The organism is Gibbsiella greigii, assembly GCF_039540155.1.
GTDB classification, from domain to species: Bacteria; Pseudomonadota; Gammaproteobacteria; order Enterobacterales; family Enterobacteriaceae; genus Gibbsiella; species Gibbsiella quercinecans.
This window is the reverse complement of sequence record NZ_BAABEM010000052.1, coordinates 24,304-42,250: the sequence shown is the minus strand read 5'-3', so window position 1 is coordinate 42,250 and position 17,947 is coordinate 24,304. Positions and strand designations below refer to the sequence as shown.

The window sequence follows — 17,947 nt, the reverse complement described above, 5'->3', positions numbered from 1 at the left end:
CTCTTCCTCAATCGGGTTTGGGGCAGCATAACAAAAGCAAGCGCCCCGTAAGGAGCGCTTGAAGAGGACGATCAGTGCAGGATTTTCGCCAGGAAATCTTTGGCGCGGTCAGATTCCGGGTTGGTGAAGAAATCATCTTTTTTACGGTCTTCGACGATTTTGCCTTCGTCCATAAAGATCACGCGGTGCGCCACTTTGCGGGCAAAGCCCATTTCGTGGGTGACCACCATCATGGTCATGCCTTCCTGCGCCAGCTCAACCATCACGTCCAGCACTTCGTTGATCATTTCCGGATCCAGCGCCGAAGTGGGTTCGTCGAACAGCATGGCGATAGGATCCATACACAACGCGCGTGCAATCGCCACGCGCTGTTGCTGGCCACCGGAAAGTTGCGCCGGGTACTTATCCGCGTGCGTCGACAGGCCAACGCGCTGCAGCAGCTTCAGGCCCTTGTCGCGTGCGGCGGCCTTATCGCGTTTGAGAACCTTCACCTGTGCCAGGATCAGGTTTTCGATGATCGACAGGTGCGGGAACAGTTCAAAATGCTGGAACACCATGCCGACCTTGGAACGCAGATGCGCCAGGTTGGTTTTTTTATCGTTCACCTGCGTGCCGTTCACCAGGATTTCCCCTTTCTGAATCGGCTCCAGGCCATTGACGGTTTTAATCAGGGTAGACTTGCCCGAGCCGGAAGGACCGCAGACGACGACTACCTCACCTTTTTTTACTTCCGTGGAGCAATCAGTCAGCACCTGAAAGTGGCCATACCATTTAGAAACGTTTTTCAGGGAAATCATCAAACTGTCCTTTTCTTCAAATAGCTTACCAACGCCGAGGCGGCAAGGCTGATAACAAAATAGACGAGACCGACGAACAGGATCATTTCAACCTGCGTGCCGTCGCGCTCGCCAATCGTCGTGGCGGTGCGGAAGAAATCCGCCAGGCTCAGCACATACACCAGTGAGGTATCCTGGAATAGTACGATGCCCTGCGTCAGCAGCAGCGGCACCATGGCGCGGAACGCCTGCGGCAGGATAACCAGTTGCATCGATTGCCAGTGGGTCATACCCAGCGCCAGGGCGGCTGAAGATTGGCCACGGGAGATGCTCTGGATACCGGCACGGATAATTTCCGAATAATAAGCCGCTTCAAACAGGGAAAAGGCTACCATAGCCGAAATCAGGCGAATATCGGTTTTCGGCGACAATCCCAGAACCTGTTGTAAAAAGCTTGGCACCACCAGGTAGAACCACAGCAGCACCATCACCAGGGGCACGGAGCGGAACAGGTTGACGTACAGCATCGCGAACCAACTGATCGGCTTGAACGGCGACAAACGCATCACCGCCAGAATCGTGCCCCAGATGATACCGAAAATCACCGCCGTAACGGTAATTTTCAGCGTGACGCCCAGCCCCTGTAACAGGTAAGGGAAGCTTGGGACAATGGAACCCCAATCAAATTCGTACATTATTTACTCCCCATATTGCCTGGCAACCGCACTTTCTGTTCGACGAAACGCATGATTATCATAATGACGGCGTTAATGCCGATATAAGCCAGCGTGATTGCGGTAAAGGATTCATAGGCGTGCGCGGAGTAATCGAGCAATTTATTAGCCTGTGCGGCCATATCCACCAGCCCGATCGTTGAGGCGATGGCGGAGTTCTTCACCAGGTTCAGCATTTCAGAGGTAATGGGCGGCACGATAACGCGGTAGGCGTTCGGCAGCAGCACATAACGGTAGGTTTGCGGCAACGTCAGGCCCATGGCGAGCCCGGCGGCTTTCTGGCCGCGCGGCAATGACTGGATGGCGGCGCGAACCTGTTCGCACACGCGTGCCGCGGTAAACAGCCCCAGGCAGACGGTTGAGCAAACGAAGAACTGCGTGTTGGGGTCGATCTCGGTTTTAAACCACATGCCGATATCCACCGGCAGCAGTTCCGGAACCACCAGATACCAAATGAAGAATTGCACAATCAGCGGTACGTTACGGAACAGCTCCACGTAACAGGTACCCAGGGAAGAAAGAAAGCGGTTAGGCACGGTTCGCAGAATACCGAACAGGGAACCGACAAAAAAAGCGATGATCCAAGCACAGATGGAGAGAGCTACCGTTACCTGGAAGCCGGACCACAGCCAGCCAAGGTAAGTGGTATTCCCAAACGGGGCCTGCTGCAGGAAGATACCCCAGTTCCAATCTATTGACATAAAAAACTCCGTTAAGCGGGCACAGAGCACCCCAAACATTGATGACTTTCAGTATTTTTGGCCTTTTGCCGCCAGTTGGGTTTCCCTGGCTTATTGGCGAAAAGCCGATAGTGAGTAAAACGGGGAAAAGCGGGAGGGGAACGGCCCCCCGCATGCCTGTCTGTCCCAGCCATCAACCAGGCCGGCCAGGTTTGTGGCCTGGCCGGCGCTGTTTTTCAACTTACTGAACTGCTTTATCGTTAGGTGCTTTGAACAGTTGTTTCATGTCGTCGGACAGTTCGAAATTCATGTTAAGGTTTTTGGGTGGAATCGGTTGTTGGAACCATTTATCAAACCATTTGGCGGCTTCACCGGAGGTTTGCGCCTGGGCGATGGTGTCATCAACCAGTTTTTTGAACTGCGGATCGTCTTTGCGCAGCATACAGCCATAGGCTTCTTTGGATTGCGGCGTGCCGACGATCACCCAGTCACCCGGTTTTTTCGCTTTTGCACGTTCACCGGCCAGCAGGGCGTCATCCATCATGAAGGCAACCGCACGGCCGCTTTCCAGCGTACGGAAAGAGTCGCCATGATCTTTGGCGCTGATAATGCGCATCTTCATGTTGTCGTTGTCGTTCAGCTTGTTCAGCAGAATTTCAGAGGTGGTGCCGGAGGTAACGACCACGGTTTTTCCGGCCAGGTCTTTAAAGTCTTTGATGTCGGAGCCTTTTTTCACCAGCAGACGGGTACCGATCTCAAAGATGGTATTGGAGAAGGCCGCCTGTTGCTGGCGCTCCAGGTTGTTGGTGGTGGAACCGCACTCATAGTCGTAAGTGCCGTTTTGCAGCAGCGGGATACGGTTTTGCGAGGTGATAGGCAGCATTTTCACCTGCAGGTTGGGTTCGTTCAGCTCTTTCTTGATGGCATCAACGATCAGGTTGGAATACTCCTGGGAGTAGCCCACCACTTTCTGTTGGTTGTCATAATAGGAGAAAGGTACTGACGATTCGCGGTGACCAACAACAATCACGCCGTTGTCTTTAATCTTTTTAAGCGTACCGGTCAGCTCTTCCGCATGGGCGACGCTACTTGCCATACCGATCAGCAGTAACGATAACGCCAATTTACGCATTTGCATGGTCCAACTCCTTTGCTGTTGTGATGGCTTTGGCTAAACGCGCCAAGTTTAAACGGTTGCTTTTTGCTCTGTTATAAAGATAGCCCCGGAACAGATTACCGTTTGAAAATAGTCGATTGTGAATAGGTTGAAACTAAAATGTTTCGTTTTTTGCGACATCAAACGCACCAAACTAATGCATAAAAAGCGTCAAGCACCAATAAAGTGCATGCTGTGCTCCGGCATTGTGCTGATCGGCCATTAAATGTCACCAAAAGTAAACCTGCGATAAATCACGAGATAACTAAAGCAAGGAGTGTGCCAGCCTTGTTGGTTTTACAGGGGAGGGATCTGCCCGCAGGTGCCTTCGCAGGCGGATTTGCGCATGGCAGGCACAGCGTGCTGTGCCTGCCTGTGGGTTAGCGGTTGCCGCGGCGCCAGCCGGCGATCAGCGCCAGCGCGCCCAGCAGGGCGGTGATGATCCAGACGGGCATTGCACCAAAACGGGCATAGGGCGTGATGCCGCGGGTGGGGGTCACGTTGACGGCCAGTACGCCACGGGTGAACTGCGGGATACTGGCTATCACCTCGCCGGTTGGCCCGACGGCGGCGGTGATACCGTTGTTAGTGCTGCGCAACAGCGGGCGGCCCAATTCCAATGCGCGCATGCGCGCCATCTGGAAATGCTGCCACGGGCCGATCGAATGGCCGAACCAGGCGTCGTTGGAGATGGTCAGCAGGAAGTCGGTATCCGGGCGGAAGTTATCGCGCACCTGTTGGCCCAGCACAATCTCATAGCAAATCGCCGCCGTCAGCTTGAGCCCCCGCACGCTCAACGCGGGCTGCACGTAGCCGCCGCGGCTGAAGGATGACATCGGCAAATCAAAGAACGGCGCCAGCGGCCGTAACAGAGTTTCCAGCGGCACAAACTCGCCGAAAGGAACCAGATGATGCTTATCGTAGCGGTTTTGCGCCGGGTAACGGTACGGCGTTGGTTCGCCGAGCACAATGGCGCTGTTGAAGATCTGGTTGCCCTGCGGCGTGGCCCGCACATCGACAATGCCGGTCACCAGGCTGCTGTTTTTCGCCCGCATCAGATCGTCCACCATGGTCAGGAAACCATTCTGCGCGGCTTCGTAATCCGGGATAGCCGATTCCGGCCAGATGATGATCGGCGCTTTGCCCATCAGGGGGCGGGTTTCGTCGAGGTAGGTTTGCAGCGTGCTGACCAGTGCCTGCGGATCCCACTTCATTGACTGGGCGATGTTGCCCTGCACCATGGCGATGTTGACGGCTTTTTCCGGCTGTGGGGTAAACCACTGCAACTGGCGCAGCGGCCAAGGCAGCAACAGCATGGCGGCGGCGACGATCGCCGGGATGAGCCGCCGTTGGTTGCAGGCATAAACCAGCACCCCGCTGAGCGACACCAGAATAAAGGTAATCCCCTCAACCCCCAACAATGGGGCCACGCCTTTCAGCGGCCCATTGATTTGGCTGTAGCCAAACTGCAGCCAAGGGAAGCCGGTCAACACCCAGCCGCGCAGGAATTCGGTAAGCTGCCACAGGGCCGGCGCGGCGAGCGCCAGCCGCCAGAGGCTGGTACGCGGCCAGAGGCGCGCCAACAGCCCGGCGAACAGGCCGGTGTATAACGACAGATAGGCCGCCAGCACCACCACCAGGAAGATATTGACGGCAAACGGCATGCCGCCGAAATCGGCGATGCTGACGTAAACCCAGTTGACGCCGCTGCCGAACAGCCCCAGCCCCCAGATAAAACCAAGCAGGGCCGCTTGCCGGGGCGAGCGGGACAGGGTGACGGCCAGCAGGCCAAACAGGGCGACGATGGCGGCAGGCCAGAAATCATACGGCGAGAAGGCCAACGTGCCGCAGGCACCAGACAACAGCGCCAGCAGGGCGCGAACCCGCTGGCGTTCAAGTAGAGAGGCTTTAGCCATGTGAAATTTAATCTTCCAGTTGCGGTTGCGGGGAGTCGTCCGGAATTTTTACATGAACCTGGATGATACGTCGACTATCCGCCATCGCCACTTTAAATTGGTAACCTTCAATTTCAATGGTTTCCCCACGCGCCGGCAGGTGGCCGAACGCCTGCATAATCAGGCCGCCGATGGTATCGACTTCCTCATCGCTGAAATGGGTGCCGAAGGTATCGTTGAAGTCTTCGATATCGGTCAGTGCGCGCACGGTATACATATGGCGGCTAAGCTGGCGAATATCCACATCTTCTTCATCGTCATATTCGTCTTCGATCTCGCCGACGATCAGTTCCAGAATATCTTCGATGGTGACCAGGCCGGAAACGCCGCCAAACTCGTCAATGACGATAGCCATGTGATAACGCTGGGAACGAAATTCTTTCAGCATCCGGTCAACGCGCTTGCTTTCCGGCACCACCACTGCGGTACGCAGCACTTTATCAATGCTGAACGGTTCGGAGTCGGTGCGCATGAAGGGCAGCAAGTCCTTGGCCATCAGAATGCCTTCAATGTGATCCTTGTCTTCGCTGATCACCGGAAAGCGTGAGTGAGCGGATTCGATAATCACGTCCAGGCATTCTTCGAGCGTCTGGTTGCGTTTCAGCGTTACCATCTGGGAGCGAGGGATCATGATATCGCGCACGCGCTGTTCGGCGATATCCATCACGCCTTCCAGCATGTCGCGGGTATCGGGATCGATCAGATCGTTTTGTTCGGAATCACGGATCAGCTCTACCAGATCGCCACGGTTTTTAGGTTCGCCGTGGAACAGCTGATTAAGGATAAGAGTAAAGAACCCCTTCTTGGGACTGGGGCTGTCATTGCTTTGTGAATGGTCGTCGCTCATGGCGTTTTAGTTAATATCACTCATGTCAGAGTTGAGAAAGCCGGGCGTTGCCCCTGTGCGGGGCAAACGGCCGGCGTTAAGCGGGGTCTTTTTCCGCGAGATACGGGTCTGGGTAACCCATGGCCTGCATGATCTCGGTTTCCAAAGACTCCATTTCTTCGGCTTCATCGTCTTCGATGTGGTCATACCCTAGCAGATGAAGGCTGCCGTGGACAACCATATGCGCCCAGTGGGCTTCCTGCGCTTTGTTCTGCTCTGCGGCTTCCTGTTCAACCACTTGGCGACAGATGATCAGATCGCCCAGCAGCGGCAGCTCGATACCCGGCGGCGCTTCGAACGGGAACGACAGCACATTGGTCGGTTTGTCTTTCCCGCGGTAGGTCAGGTTCAGGTTGTGGCTTTCGGCCACATCCACCAGGCGGATGGTCACTTCCGCTTCTTCCTGGAACTGCGGCAGCACCCCTTCCAGCCAGCGCTGGAAGGTGGCCTCGTCCGGCAGGCCGGCGCTGTCTTCGCAGGCGATCTGCAAGTCCAGAATAATCTGGCTCATGGCGCCTCCTGGCTGGAAGCCAGCTGGGCTTCGCGTTTGCGTTGCTCGGCAACCGCCTCTTTGCGTTTTTGCTCCGCCGCTTCCCAGGCTTCATAAGCGATAACCACGCGCGCAACCACCGGGTGGCGCACCACGTCTTCGCTATGGAAGAAGTTGAAGCTGATCTCTTCCACTTCCGACAACACTTCCACCGCGTGGCGCAGGCCGGATTTCTGGTTGCGCGGCAGGTCGATCTGCGTAACGTCGCCGGTAATCACCGCTTTGGAGTTAAAGCCGATGCGCGTCAGGAACATCTTCATCTGTTCGATGGTGGTGTTCTGGCTTTCATCAAGAATGATAAAGGCGTCATTCAGCGTGCGGCCACGCATATAGGCCAGCGGCGCGACTTCAATCACGTTGCGTTCAATCAGTTTTTCAACGCGCTCAAAGCCCAGCATTTCGAACAGGGCGTCATACAGCGGCCGCAGGTAAGGATCGACCTTCTGACTCAGATCCCCAGGCAGGAAGCCCAGCTTCTCACCGGCTTCCACCGCCGGGCGCGTCAGCAGGATACGGCGGATTTCCTGGCGCTCCAGGGCATCGACCGCGGCCGCGACCGCCAGATAGGTTTTCCCGGTGCCCGCCGGGCCAATGCCGAAGGTGATGTCATGATCCAGAATATGGGCGATGTACTGGGCCTGATTTGGCGTACGGGGTTTGACCAGGCCGCGTTTGGTTTTGATGTTAACCGCTTTGCCGTATTCCGGCACGCTGTCGGCCACCTGCTCCAGCACCCGGCTCTCTTTAATGGCCAGATGGATTTGTTCCGGCTCGATATCGGGGATCACGCCGCGGATCGGGGCGGTATCCACATACAGATGGCGCAGAATATCAGCGGCGGCGTTAACGCACAGGTTCTTGCCCACCAGCTTGAAGCGGTTATCGCGGCGGTTGATTTCGATCCCCAACCGGCGCTCGAGTTGTTTGATATTGTCATCAAACGGGCCGCACAGACTGAGCAGGCGTTTGTTGTCTGCGGGCTCTAGCAGGATTTCTTGTGTTGCGACGTTCAAACTATTCCTCTAGGTCACATAGGGCCTGGTTGATAGCACGTAGCGCGTCACGGGACGCGCGCGGACAGGGCGAACCCTGATGGCTTACCTTGAATTATTCATGCTGTCGGGCATCGGCGCAAGTTTACCACTGCTGTTGCTAATAAAAACTGCTCAACAGGTGCGGATTGCAGGGGAAAAGCCCGCGCTGAACGGCAAGTGCTTAGGCATAGCCGGTGCGGAACTGGCTGGGGCTGACGCCGGTGTATTTTCTGAACACGCGTGAAAAATAGAACTGATCTTCATAACCGACGATATTGCCGACGCTGGCGATGGGCATGCAGGTGGTGCTGAGCAGTAATTTGGCCTGGTTGATGCGCTGATCTTCACGCCAGGTTAGCACGCTGACGCCAAGCTGCTGGCGGAACAGATGCGAAAGACGGGAAGGCGAGAGGCAAACGTGCTGCGCGACGCTGGCGATATTGACACTGCGGTCGGCCAGATGATCGCTGATAAAGTGGCAGGCGTCGCTCACCCGGCTGTCCAGCGGCGGTTTCAACGACGCGTTGATGACCTCCATGCGCCGCAGCAGCAACTGCTCCAGCAGGTTGATGGCCAACAGCTCCGAGTAATGCCCGGCATCGCGCCCTGCGTCGATCATCTGCTGAAACAGCTGCGCAAAGCGGCCCTGCTGCGTTTCGTCCGGGCGGAAGAAACCGGTGAGGGCAAAAAGCACCGGCCAGTTCAGCCACTCCTGCCAGTAAGCGCGCGGCCGGAAGTAGACCCACTGATGATGCCAGCTTTCACTTCGCGGCGCGCGCCCGTAGTGATGGATCTCGCCGGGCGGGAACAGCAGCATATCGCCCGGACGGCACAGGTAATGGTTGCCCCGATTATTGATCATGCCTTCCCCACGTACCGTTAGGTTGAGGATATAGCCTTTCATGCCCTGTGGGCGGTCGATAAAAAAATCCAGCGGCCCTTCGGCTTCGATCGGCGTCAGCCCAGCCACCAGATGTGCGTTGAAAGAGTAGCCCGGCAGCAGAGGATCGTTTTGTTTCTCATTCATCATAAGGCGGGATCTCCAGGAGCAGAGGGAAACTGATTGTCCATGTGCCAGGATGGCTATCGTGGGCTGAAACCCGGCTATCAGTGAACACGTGACCGGCGCGCGCTTCAGCCCGAGAGCGCGCAAGAGTTGCCGTAACGGCAGGCTCTGCCTGCGTCAGTGATGAGCATAGCTGCTTGCGGCCTGTGGGCCGGGATATCCGCATCAAGAGTTTGCGCTGCTTCACAATTTCCGCTGGCATAGCTGTTTTATCCATGTTTTCAGCGCATACCGCCTGACGCTTCCGCCCAACCGGCCCCTATTGTCTATGCACATCTGATTCATTCGGGGAGTGCAAAAATGGCGATAGCGCTGGGTCTGGATTTCGGCAGTGACTCCGTTCGTGCGTTGGCGGTTGACTGTGCGCGGGGAACGGAACTGGCTACGCGGGTGGCCTGGTATCCGCGTTGGCGGGAAGGCCGCTATTGCGATGCCGCCAATAATCAGTTCCGCCATCATCCACGGGATTACATTGAGGCCATGGAGGAAGCGTTAACCGCCGTGCTGGCCGAGCTGGATGAGACGCAGCGCGCCGCCGTCTGCGGCATCGGCGTAGATAGCACCGGCTCTACGCCCGCACCGATCGACGCCGCGGGCCATGTGCTGGCGCTGCGCCCCGAATTTGCCGACAACCCCAATGCCATGTTCGTACTGTGGAAAGACCATACGGCGGTGGAGGAAGCGGAAGCCATTACCCGGCTCTGCCACCAGCCGGGCCGGACGGACTATTCGCGCTATATCGGCGGTATTTATTCCAGCGAGTGGTTTTGGGCCAAGATCCTGCATGTGACCCGCGCGGATGCCGCCGTCGCACAGGCGGCGGCGTCGTGGATTGAGCTGTGTGACTGGGTGCCGGCGCTGCTGTCCGGCACCACGCGGCCCCAGGACATCCGCCGGGGCCGCTGTAGCGCCGGGCATAAGTCACTGTGGCATGAAAGCTGGGGCGGCCTGCCGCCGGCAGAGTTCTTCGATAGTCTCGAGCCGCTGATCAATCGGCATTTGGCCTACCCGCTGTTTACCACGACCTGGACGGCGGAGCGCCCGGTCGGGCGGCTGTCGGCCGAATGGGCGCGCCGTCTGGGGTTGCCGCAAAGCGTGGTGATTGCCGGCGGGGCGTTTGATTGCCATATGGGCGCCGTAGGCGCCGGGGCGGCGCCGAATACGTTGGTGAAAGTGATCGGCACCTCGACCTGCGACATTCTGATCGCCGATAAAACCACGGTGGGGACACACGCGGTGAAGGGGATTTGCGGCCAGGTGGATGGCAGCGTAGTGCCGGGTTTTATCGGGCTGGAAGCCGGGCAGTCGGCCTTCGGCGATATCTACGCCTGGTTCGGCCGTTTACTCGGCTGGCCGCTCGATCAGTTGGCGCTGGCGCATCCCGAACTGCGCGAACCGCTCCAGCGCAGCAAACAACAGCTTTTGCCCGCGCTGACCGAAGCCTGGGCCAGCAACCCGTCGCTGGAGTATTTGCCGGTGGTGCTGGACTGGTTTAATGGCCGCCGCACGCCGAACGCCAACCAGCGGCTAAAAGGGGTGATTAGCGATCTCAATCTGGCGACCGACGCGCCGGCACTGTTCGGCGGTTTGATCGCCGCCACCGCCTTCGGCGCGCGCGCCATCATGGAGTGTTTTACCCAGCAGGGCATTGCGGTGAATGCGGTGATGGCGCTGGGCGGCATCGCGCGCAAATCGCCGGCCATCATGCAGGTGTGCTGCGACGTACTTAACCGGCCATTACAGATTGTGGCCTCCGACCAATGCTGTGCGTTGGGGGCGGCGATTTTTGCCGCCGTCGCGGCGCGGCAACACCCGGATATTGCCGCCGCGCAGCAGGCGATGGCCAGCCAGATAGCAACCACGTTGCAACCGGCGCCTGCGCGCGCGGCGCGTTTCGATGCGCTTTACCACCGCTATCAGCAGTGGGCCGCCCGCGCGGAACCGCTTTATCTCCCCTCTGCCGCGCCGTCCGGCGCACCGGCAGCTCCGATCCACTAAGGACACGACGATGACTATTTTCTCCCAATACGAAGTGTGGTTTGTGATTGGCAGCCAGAAACTCTACGGCGAGCAAGCGCTGCGCCAGGTGACTCAACACGCCGAACAGGTGGTGAATGCGCTTAATGCCGAAGGGAACCTGCCTTGCAAACTGGTGCTTAAACCGTTGGGCACCAGCCCGGACGAGATCACGGCGATCTGCCGCGAAGCCAATTATGCCGAGCGCTGCGCCGGGCTGGTGGTGTGGCTGCATACCTTTTCGCCGGCCAAAATGTGGATCAACGGCCTGAGCATTTTGACCAAGCCATTGTTGCAGTTTCACACCCAGTTCAATGCCCAGATCCCTTGGAGCAGCATCGATATGGACTTCATGAACCTGAACCAGACCGCGCACGGCGGCCGCGAGTTCGGCTTCATCGGCGCCCGTATGCGCCAGACGCACAGCGTGGTTACCGGCCATTGGCAAGATCCGCAAAGCCGTATGCGGATTGGCGCCTGGATGCGCCAGGCGGTATCGAAGCAGGATACCCGCCAGCTGAAAGTGGCGCGTTTCGGCGACAACATGCGTGAAGTGGCGGTTACCGAAGGCGACAAGGTGGCGGCGCAGATCACGTTCGGCTTTTCGGTCAACGGCTATGGGCTGGGCGATCTGGCGGAAGTGGTCGATGCCGTTAGCACCGGCGATGTCAACGCGCTGGTGGATGAGTATGAGTCATCCTATCGCCTGACGCCGGCGGCGCAGGTTCACGGCGAAAAACGGCAGAACGTGATTGATGCGGCGCGCATTGAGCTGGGCATCAAACGCTTCCTGGAAGAGGGCGGATTCCACGCTTTCACCACCACCTTTGAGAATCTGTATGGCCTGAAACAGCTGCCGGGGCTGGCGGTGCAGCGGCTGATGCAGCAGGGCTACGGCTTTGCGGGCGAGGGCGACTGGAAGACCGCGGCGCTGCTGCGCATCATGAAGGTAATGTCGTCAGGGCTGCCGGGCGGCACTTCGTTTATGGAGGACTACACCTATCACTTTGAGGCCGGCAATGATCTGGTGCTCGGCTCCCATATGCTGGAGGTTTGCCCGTCTATCGCCACTGAGGAGCAGCCGATTTTGGACGTACAGTTCCTTGGCATCGGCGGCAAAGCGGATCCGGCGCGGCTGATTTTCTCGACCCGCAGCGGGCCGGCCATCAACGCCAGCCTGATCGATTTGGGCGACCGTTTTCGCCTGCTGGTCAACACCGTGGAAGCGTTGGATACGCCGCACCCGCTGCCGAAACTGCCGGTGGCGAACGCGCTGTGGAAGGCTTTGCCGGATCTGCACACCGCCGCCGAAGCGTGGATTATCGCCGGTGGCGCGCATCACACCGTCTTCAGCCAGGCGCTGACGCTGGACGATCTGCGCCTGTTTTCCGAACTGTATGACATCGAACTGACGGTGATTGATAACGATACCCGGCTGCCGGCCTTTAAAGACGCGTTGCGCTGGAACGCGGTGTATTACGGCGGTAAACGCTAGGCAGACACTGTTTGGAGAACGCCTATGTTTAGTGAATTAAAACGGCAGGTGCTGGCGGCGAATCTGGCGCTGCCGGCACACCGGTTGGTAACCCTGACCTGGGGCAACGTCAGCGCGGTGGATCGCCAGCGCGGCGCGGTGATTATCAAACCTTCGGGCGTCGACTATGACCTGATGACGGCGGACGACATGGTGGTGGTCAGTCTGGCCACTGGCGAGGTGCTGGAAGGGAGCAAAAAGCCTTCTTCCGATACGCCGACCCACCGATTGCTGTACCAGCGTTTCCCGCAGATTGGCGGCATCGTGCATACGCATTCGCGCCATGCCACCATTTGGGCGCAGGCAGGGCTGCCGATCCCGGCAACCGGCACGACCCATGCCGACTACTTTTACGGCGACATTCCCTGTACGCGCAAAATGACCGATGCGGAGATCAACGCCGACTACGAGTGGCAAACCGGCGCGGTGATTGTGGAAACCTTCCGCGAGCGCGGCATCACGCCGGCGCAGATGCCGGGCGTGCTGGTGCATTCGCACGGGCCGTTCGCCTGGGGCAACGATCCGCAAGATGCCGTTCATAATGCGATTGTCCTGGAGGAGGTGGCCTATATGGGCATCATGTGCCGCCAACTGGCGCCCCATCTGCCGGGCATGCAGCAAACCCTGCTGGATAAACACTATCTGCGCAAGCACGGCGAGCGGGCCTATTACGGCCAGTAGTTTGTCACCGTTGGGGAAAACGCGGTAGGGCGGGCCGCCTTACCGCATTGGGGGGAAGGATCAGTTCTTTTTCACAAATTCGGATTTCAGCTTCATCGGGCCAAAACCGTCGATTTTGCAGTCGATGTTGTGATCGCCTTCCACCAGACGGATATTTTTTACCTTGGTGCCGATTTTCAGCATGGAAGAACTGCCCTTGACCTTCAGATCTTTGATCACCGTAACCGCGTCGCCGTCGGCCAGCAGGTTGCCGTTGGCATCCTTGACGATCAGCGCGTCGTCATCCTGTTCCGCCGCCTGGTCGTTCCATTCATGGGCGCATTCAGGGCAGATATACAGTTCACCGTCCTGATAGGTATATTCGGAGTTGCACTTAGGGCAGTGTGGGAGTTGCATTGTTATGTTGCCTCATTAATCAAATAAAAAAAGAAAATTACCGGGCATGGCTGCCCGGCAGGAAAACAAAATTAAGAACGCAAAAAACCGCAGTTTATTGTGATACGTAAAGCGGTGTTAAGGTTGATAGGTGCCGACACCCAGCTCATTTTCTTTACGCGTGCGGGCAATTACCGCTTGCGGGGATTCATGAACGCGCAGTTCCATCTGCTGCTCGGTGCGCACCACCTCGCCGCGCAGCGAGTTGGGGTAGACATCGGTAATTTCAACGTCGACGAACTGGCCGATCATATCCGGCGTGCCTTCGAAGTTCACTACCCGGTTGCATTCGGTGCGCCCGGCAAGCTCCATCACGTTTTTGCGGGAAGGGCGTTCCACCAGAATGCGTTGCACGGTGCCCAGCGTGCGGCGGCTGAACTGCATGGCCTGCTGCTGAATGCGCTCTTGCAGAATATACAGGCGCTGCTTTTTCTCTTCTTCGCTGACGTCATCCACCATGTCCGCCGCCGGGGTGCCGGGGCGCGGGGAATAAATAAAGCTGAAGCTGTTGTCGAAGTTAACCTCGGCAATCAGGTTCATGGTCTGCTCGAAATCGGCCTGGGTTTCCCCCGGGAAGCCGATGATAAAGTCAGAGCTGAACTGGATATTGGGGCGCGCTTTACGCAGCTTGCGGATGATCGATTTGTATTCCAACGCGGTATGCGCGCGTTTCATCATCGTCAGGATACGGTCGGAACCGCTTTGCACCGGCAGGTGCAGGAAGCTGACCAGCTCCGGCGTGTCTTCATACACTTTGATGATGTCATCGGTGAATTCAATCGGATGGCTGGTGGTAAAGCGGATACGATCGATACCGTCGATCGCCGCCACCAGGCGCAGCAGCTCGGCAAACGAGCAGATGCCGCCGTCGTAGGTCGCGCCGCGATAGGCGTTCACGTTCTGGCCCAGCAGGTTGACTTCACGCACGCCCTGAGCGGCCAATTGGGCGATTTCAAACAGAATATCGTCGATCGGGCGGCTGACTTCTTCACCACGGGTGTAAGGCACCACGCAGAAAGTACAGTATTTGTTGCAGCCTTCCATAATGGAAACAAAGGCGGTGGGGCCTTCTGCGCGCGGCTCCGGCAGGCGATCAAACTTCTCGATTTCCGGGAAGCTGATATCAACGATCGGGCTGCGGGTGCCCTGCACGTGATTAATCATTTCCGGCAGGCGGTGCAAGGTCTGCGGGCCAAAAATGACGTCAACGCACGGCGCACGCTGGCGGATATGCTCGCCTTCCTGTGAGGCCACGCAGCCGCCAACGCCGATAATCAGATCCGGTTTGTTCTCTTTTAACTGCTTCCAACGGCCTAACATTCCGAAGACCTTTTCCTGCGCTTTTTCACGGATCGAGCAGGTATTAAGCAGCAACACATCTGCTTCTTCAGGGTTGTCGGTCCACTGATAACCGTGCGTACTCCCCAGGAGATCGGCCATTTTTGATGAATCGTATTCGTTCATCTGGCAGCCCCAGGTTTTGATATGTAGTTTCTTTGTCATTAACTTGCCATTACTCAGTGCGGAGTGAAAGTTGCGTTAAGCGACATGCTGGGCGCCTATTGTAAACATTTGCCGGCTTGGTGACCAGCCTGGGAAACATGGCCTGTAGCCTGATGCGGGATGAAAAATCCGGTACACTGGGGCCAGGATTCCAATAAGCATAGCCAAAATGAAGATGACAGAAAAACGGATGGACGCCGTGGTGGTGGGCGGCGGAATGGTCGGGGCGGCCGCGGCGCTGGGGTTGGCGCAGGCCGGGTTCCAGGTTGCGCTGTTGGAGCACCAGCGGCCCGCGGCGTTTGATCTTGCCAGCCCGCCGGATCTGCGCATTTCCGCCATTGGCTGCACGTCGGTGGCGTTGCTAAGGCAACTGGGGGCATGGCCGGCGGTGGAACAGATGCGCTCTGCTCCGTATCGGCGCCTGGAAACCTGGGAGTGGGATTCTGCGCGCGTGGCGTTTGATGCGGCTTCGCTCGGGTTGCCTGAACTGGGTTTTATGGTTGAGAACCGGGTACTGCAGCTGGCGCTGTGGAAACAGATTGAGCGCTGCGACGCCATCACGCTATGTTGCCCCGTCAGGCTAAGCGCGCTGCAGCGTGACGGCGATCAGTGGCGGGTGGCGCTGGACAGCGGTGAAGTGCTGCTGGCCCGCCTGGTCATTGGCGCTGATGGCGCGCATTCGCAAGTGCGAAAACTGGCGGCGATCGGTACCAGCGGTTGGCAATACCGCCAGGATTGCATGTTGATTACGGTACGCACCGGGGCGCAGCAGCAGGATGTCACCTGGCAACGGTTCTTCCCCTCCGGGCCGCGCGCGTTTTTGCCGCTGTTCGATGACTGGGCTTCGCTGGTGTGGTACGACAGCCCACAACGCATCCGCCAATTGCAGGCGCTGCCGATGGCGCAGCTTGAACGTGAAATCAGCGCGGCATTCCCTGCGCGGCTGGGCGCGGTGAACGCTCATGCCGCCGGGGCTTTCCCTCTGGTGCGCCGCCATGCGCAGCGTTATGTTCTGCCGGGGCTGGCGCTGATTGGCGATGCGGCGCATACCATCAACCCTTTGGCCGGCCAGGGCGTGAACCTGGGCTATCGCGACGTAGAAGCGCTGCTGGATGTGGTGGGCCGCGCGCGTGAAAATGGCGAAGATTGGGCGGCGGTTTCGGTTCTGGCCCGCTACCAGCGCCGGCGCCGCACCGACAACCTGCTGATGCAAAGTGGCATGGATCTGTTCTACACCGCGTTCAGCAACAACTTGGCGCCACTGGGCGTGCTGCGCAATCTGGCGCTGATGGCCGCCGAGCGCGGCGGCAAGCTGAAAGAGCAGGCCCTCAAATACGCCCTGGGTTTGTAATTAATGCCAATGCGCTGCCCGCCGGTGAGCGCGGGCGGTGCGTTGGCGTGACTTCGGCCCACCCAGAGCCAGGCATGGCAGAGCCGTAAACCGTGCCCAGGGCTGCCGCCATGCCAGTCTATCGCTTTCCTTCCTTCCAACCCGCCAGCGGGTGATTCATCCATACAGCTTTCCTCTCCGTGGCCTGCGCCGGTGGGCAGGGAACGAAAGGGCGGATGCATGTACTTTTCTGCTGCCTATCGCTGTTTTGTGACGGTAGTCAAAATGTTAACAGCTGGCTAAATTCGCTGAATGTATGAACAATCCTGCTGTTCTTCCCGTATGTGATAGCGCTCTATATTCTGCCGGGCATTAACGGCTAAAAAGTAAATCGTCAGTCTCTTTCTGGGGAAGCGCTCCGCACTAAGTCGGTGTTTTTACGCCATCCAGACCGGAAGTACCCTATTGATAACGTTTACACGCATTAAGCCAATGGCGGCGCAAGTGACGAAAAAACGACCGGAGAACATCATGCATAAATTCATTAAGACGATGGCCGTGCTTGGCCTGGCCGCAGTTATGTCACATTCGGCTATGGCGGCAAACATGAAGCTGGGTTTTTTAGTTAAACAGCCGGAAGAGCCGTGGTTCCAGACGGAATGGCGGTTTGCCGATCAGGCCGGGAAAGATCTCGGTTTTGATGTGATCAAAATTGCGGTACCGGATGGCGAGAAAACGCTCAACGCCATCGATAGCCTGGCGGCCAGTGGCGCGAAAGGCTTTGTGATTTGTACGCCGGATCCCAAACTGGGGCCGGCCATTGTGGCGAAGGCCCGCAGTTATGATCTGAAAGTGATCGCCGTTGACGATCAGTTCGTCAACGCCAAAGGGCAGCCGATGGAAACCGTTCCGCTGGTGATGATGGCGGCAACAAAAATTGGCGAGCGCCAGGGCCAGGAGCTGTGGAAGGAGATGCAGAAACGCGGCTGGCAAGTGGAAGACACGGCGGTGATGGCGATTACCGCTAACGAACTGGATACCGCACGCCGCCGCACCAGCGGCTCAATGGATGCGCTGAAAGCGGCTGGCTTCCCGGAAAAACAAATCTATCAGGTGCCGACGAAATCCAACGATATCCCCGGCGCGTTTGATGCGGCTAACTCAATGCTGGTGCAGCACCCGAACGTGAAAAACTGGCTGATTGTCGGCATGAATGACAACACGGTGCTCGGTGGGGTTCGGGCGACGGAAGGGCAGGGGTTCAAGGCTGAAAACGTCATTGGCATCGGCATCAACGGCGTGGACGCCGTCAGCGAGCTGTCGAAGGGGCAGGCGACCGGTTTCTACGGCTCGCTGCTGCCCAGCCCGGATATTCATGGCTACAAGAGTATCCAGATGCTGCACGACTGGATCGCCAACGGCGTTGAGCCGCCGAAGTTTACCGAAGTCACCGATGTGGTGCTGATTACGCGCGAGAACTTTAAAACCGAACTGAAGAAAAAAGGGCTGATGTAAGTGCCGAAGGCGCCGCGCGCCGATAAAGCGCGGCTGTTACAGGCGCGGCCAGGAGGACGCGCCATACGCCATGGTGTGATCGCCCGGCCACAGCGG

General features: G+C 57.9%; 16 protein-coding genes. 5 read left to right on the top strand and 11 right to left on the bottom strand.

Features of this window, described 5'->3' with window-relative positions:
- Positions 1-71: 71 nt before the first annotated feature.
- From AC559G_RS23865 to araC, 9 genes are all read right to left on the bottom strand, one after another.
- Entirely contained in the window at positions 72-797 is a 726-nt protein-coding gene (locus AC559G_RS23865) for an amino acid ABC transporter ATP-binding protein (protein ID WP_121554801.1), read from the bottom strand.
- Positions 797-1,471, bottom strand: coding sequence for a glutamate/aspartate ABC transporter permease GltK (gltK, locus tag AC559G_RS23860; protein WP_279023967.1), 675 nt, complete (start codon positions 1,469-1,471; stop codon positions 797-799). Before gltK ends, AC559G_RS23865 begins: the two co-directional genes overlap by 1 nt.
- The gene (locus tag AC559G_RS23855; protein ID WP_095845479.1) at positions 1,471-2,211 is read right to left on the bottom strand and encodes an amino acid ABC transporter permease; all 741 of its coding nucleotides are present in this window, start codon (positions 2,209-2,211) and stop codon (positions 1,471-1,473) included. Before AC559G_RS23855 ends, gltK begins: the two co-directional genes overlap by 1 nt.
- A 220-nt stretch (positions 2,212-2,431) precedes the next feature.
- A complete protein-coding gene (locus AC559G_RS23850) occupies positions 2,432-3,328 on the bottom strand; it encodes an amino acid ABC transporter substrate-binding protein (protein ID WP_438597465.1) in 897 nt (298 codons plus the stop codon).
- 398 nt (positions 3,329-3,726) lie between these two features.
- Positions 3,727-5,262 (bottom strand): apolipoprotein N-acyltransferase, encoded by a 1,536-nt coding sequence (gene lnt, locus AC559G_RS23845; RefSeq protein WP_498915126.1) that lies wholly within the window; start codon positions 5,260-5,262, stop codon positions 3,727-3,729.
- A 7-nt stretch (positions 5,263-5,269) separates the two neighbouring features.
- Positions 5,270-6,148, bottom strand: coding sequence for an HlyC/CorC family transporter (gene corC / locus AC559G_RS23840; RefSeq protein ID WP_498915124.1), 879 nt, complete (start codon positions 6,146-6,148; stop codon positions 5,270-5,272).
- 76 nt (positions 6,149-6,224) lie between these two features.
- Positions 6,225-6,698, bottom strand: a complete 474-nt coding sequence (ybeY, locus tag AC559G_RS23835; RefSeq protein WP_498915122.1) for an rRNA maturation RNAse YbeY — start codon at positions 6,696-6,698, stop codon at positions 6,225-6,227.
- On the bottom strand, positions 6,695-7,750 hold the full coding sequence (locus tag AC559G_RS23830) for a PhoH family protein (protein ID WP_438597462.1): 1,056 nt from the start codon (positions 7,748-7,750) through the stop codon (positions 6,695-6,697). Before AC559G_RS23830 ends, ybeY begins: the two co-directional genes overlap by 4 nt.
- Positions 7,751-7,952: 202 nt before the next feature.
- Positions 7,953-8,798, bottom strand: coding sequence for an arabinose operon transcriptional regulator AraC (araC, locus tag AC559G_RS23825; protein WP_498915308.1), 846 nt, complete (start codon positions 8,796-8,798; stop codon positions 7,953-7,955).
- 339 nt (positions 8,799-9,137) lie between these two features.
- On the opposite strand from araC, the gene AC559G_RS23820 reads away from it, so the two are divergent.
- Genes AC559G_RS23820 through araD form a run of 3 tightly spaced genes read left to right on the top strand, consistent with a single transcriptional unit; the run spans position 9,138 to position 13,068 of the window.
- Positions 9,138-10,835, top strand: coding sequence for a ribulokinase (locus AC559G_RS23820; protein ID WP_498915120.1), 1,698 nt, complete (start codon positions 9,138-9,140; stop codon positions 10,833-10,835).
- 10 nt (positions 10,836-10,845) lie between these two features.
- Entirely contained in the window at positions 10,846-12,348 is a 1,503-nt protein-coding gene (gene araA / locus AC559G_RS23815; protein WP_498915118.1) for an L-arabinose isomerase, read from the top strand.
- A 24-nt stretch (positions 12,349-12,372) separates the two neighbouring features.
- Positions 12,373-13,068 carry an L-ribulose-5-phosphate 4-epimerase gene (gene araD / locus AC559G_RS23810; protein WP_095845470.1) on the top strand — a complete coding sequence of 232 codons (696 nt, stop codon included), beginning with the start codon at positions 12,373-12,375 and terminating at the stop codon, positions 13,066-13,068.
- A 60-nt stretch (positions 13,069-13,128) separates the two neighbouring features.
- Here araD and AC559G_RS23805 read toward each other — a convergent pair whose 3' ends face one another.
- Positions 13,129-13,464, bottom strand: a complete 336-nt coding sequence (locus tag AC559G_RS23805) for a zinc ribbon domain-containing protein YjdM (protein ID WP_095845469.1) — start codon at positions 13,462-13,464, stop codon at positions 13,129-13,131.
- A 117-nt stretch (positions 13,465-13,581) separates the two neighbouring features.
- The gene (gene miaB / locus AC559G_RS23800) at positions 13,582-15,006 is read right to left on the bottom strand and encodes a tRNA (N6-isopentenyl adenosine(37)-C2)-methylthiotransferase MiaB (RefSeq protein ID WP_462615431.1); all 1,425 of its coding nucleotides are present in this window, start codon (positions 15,004-15,006) and stop codon (positions 13,582-13,584) included.
- Between the two features lie 169 nt (positions 15,007-15,175).
- Here miaB and ubiF point away from each other — a divergent pair, with 169 nt between their 5' ends.
- A complete protein-coding gene (ubiF, locus tag AC559G_RS23795; protein WP_498915116.1) occupies positions 15,176-16,357 on the top strand; it encodes a 2-octaprenyl-3-methyl-6-methoxy-1,4-benzoquinol hydroxylase in 1,182 nt (393 codons plus the stop codon).
- A gap of 510 nt (positions 16,358-16,867) precedes the next feature.
- Positions 16,868-17,851, top strand: a complete 984-nt coding sequence (locus tag AC559G_RS23790) for an arabinose ABC transporter substrate-binding protein (RefSeq protein ID WP_438597456.1) — start codon at positions 16,868-16,870, stop codon at positions 17,849-17,851.
- Positions 17,852-17,947: the final 96 nt, after the last annotated feature.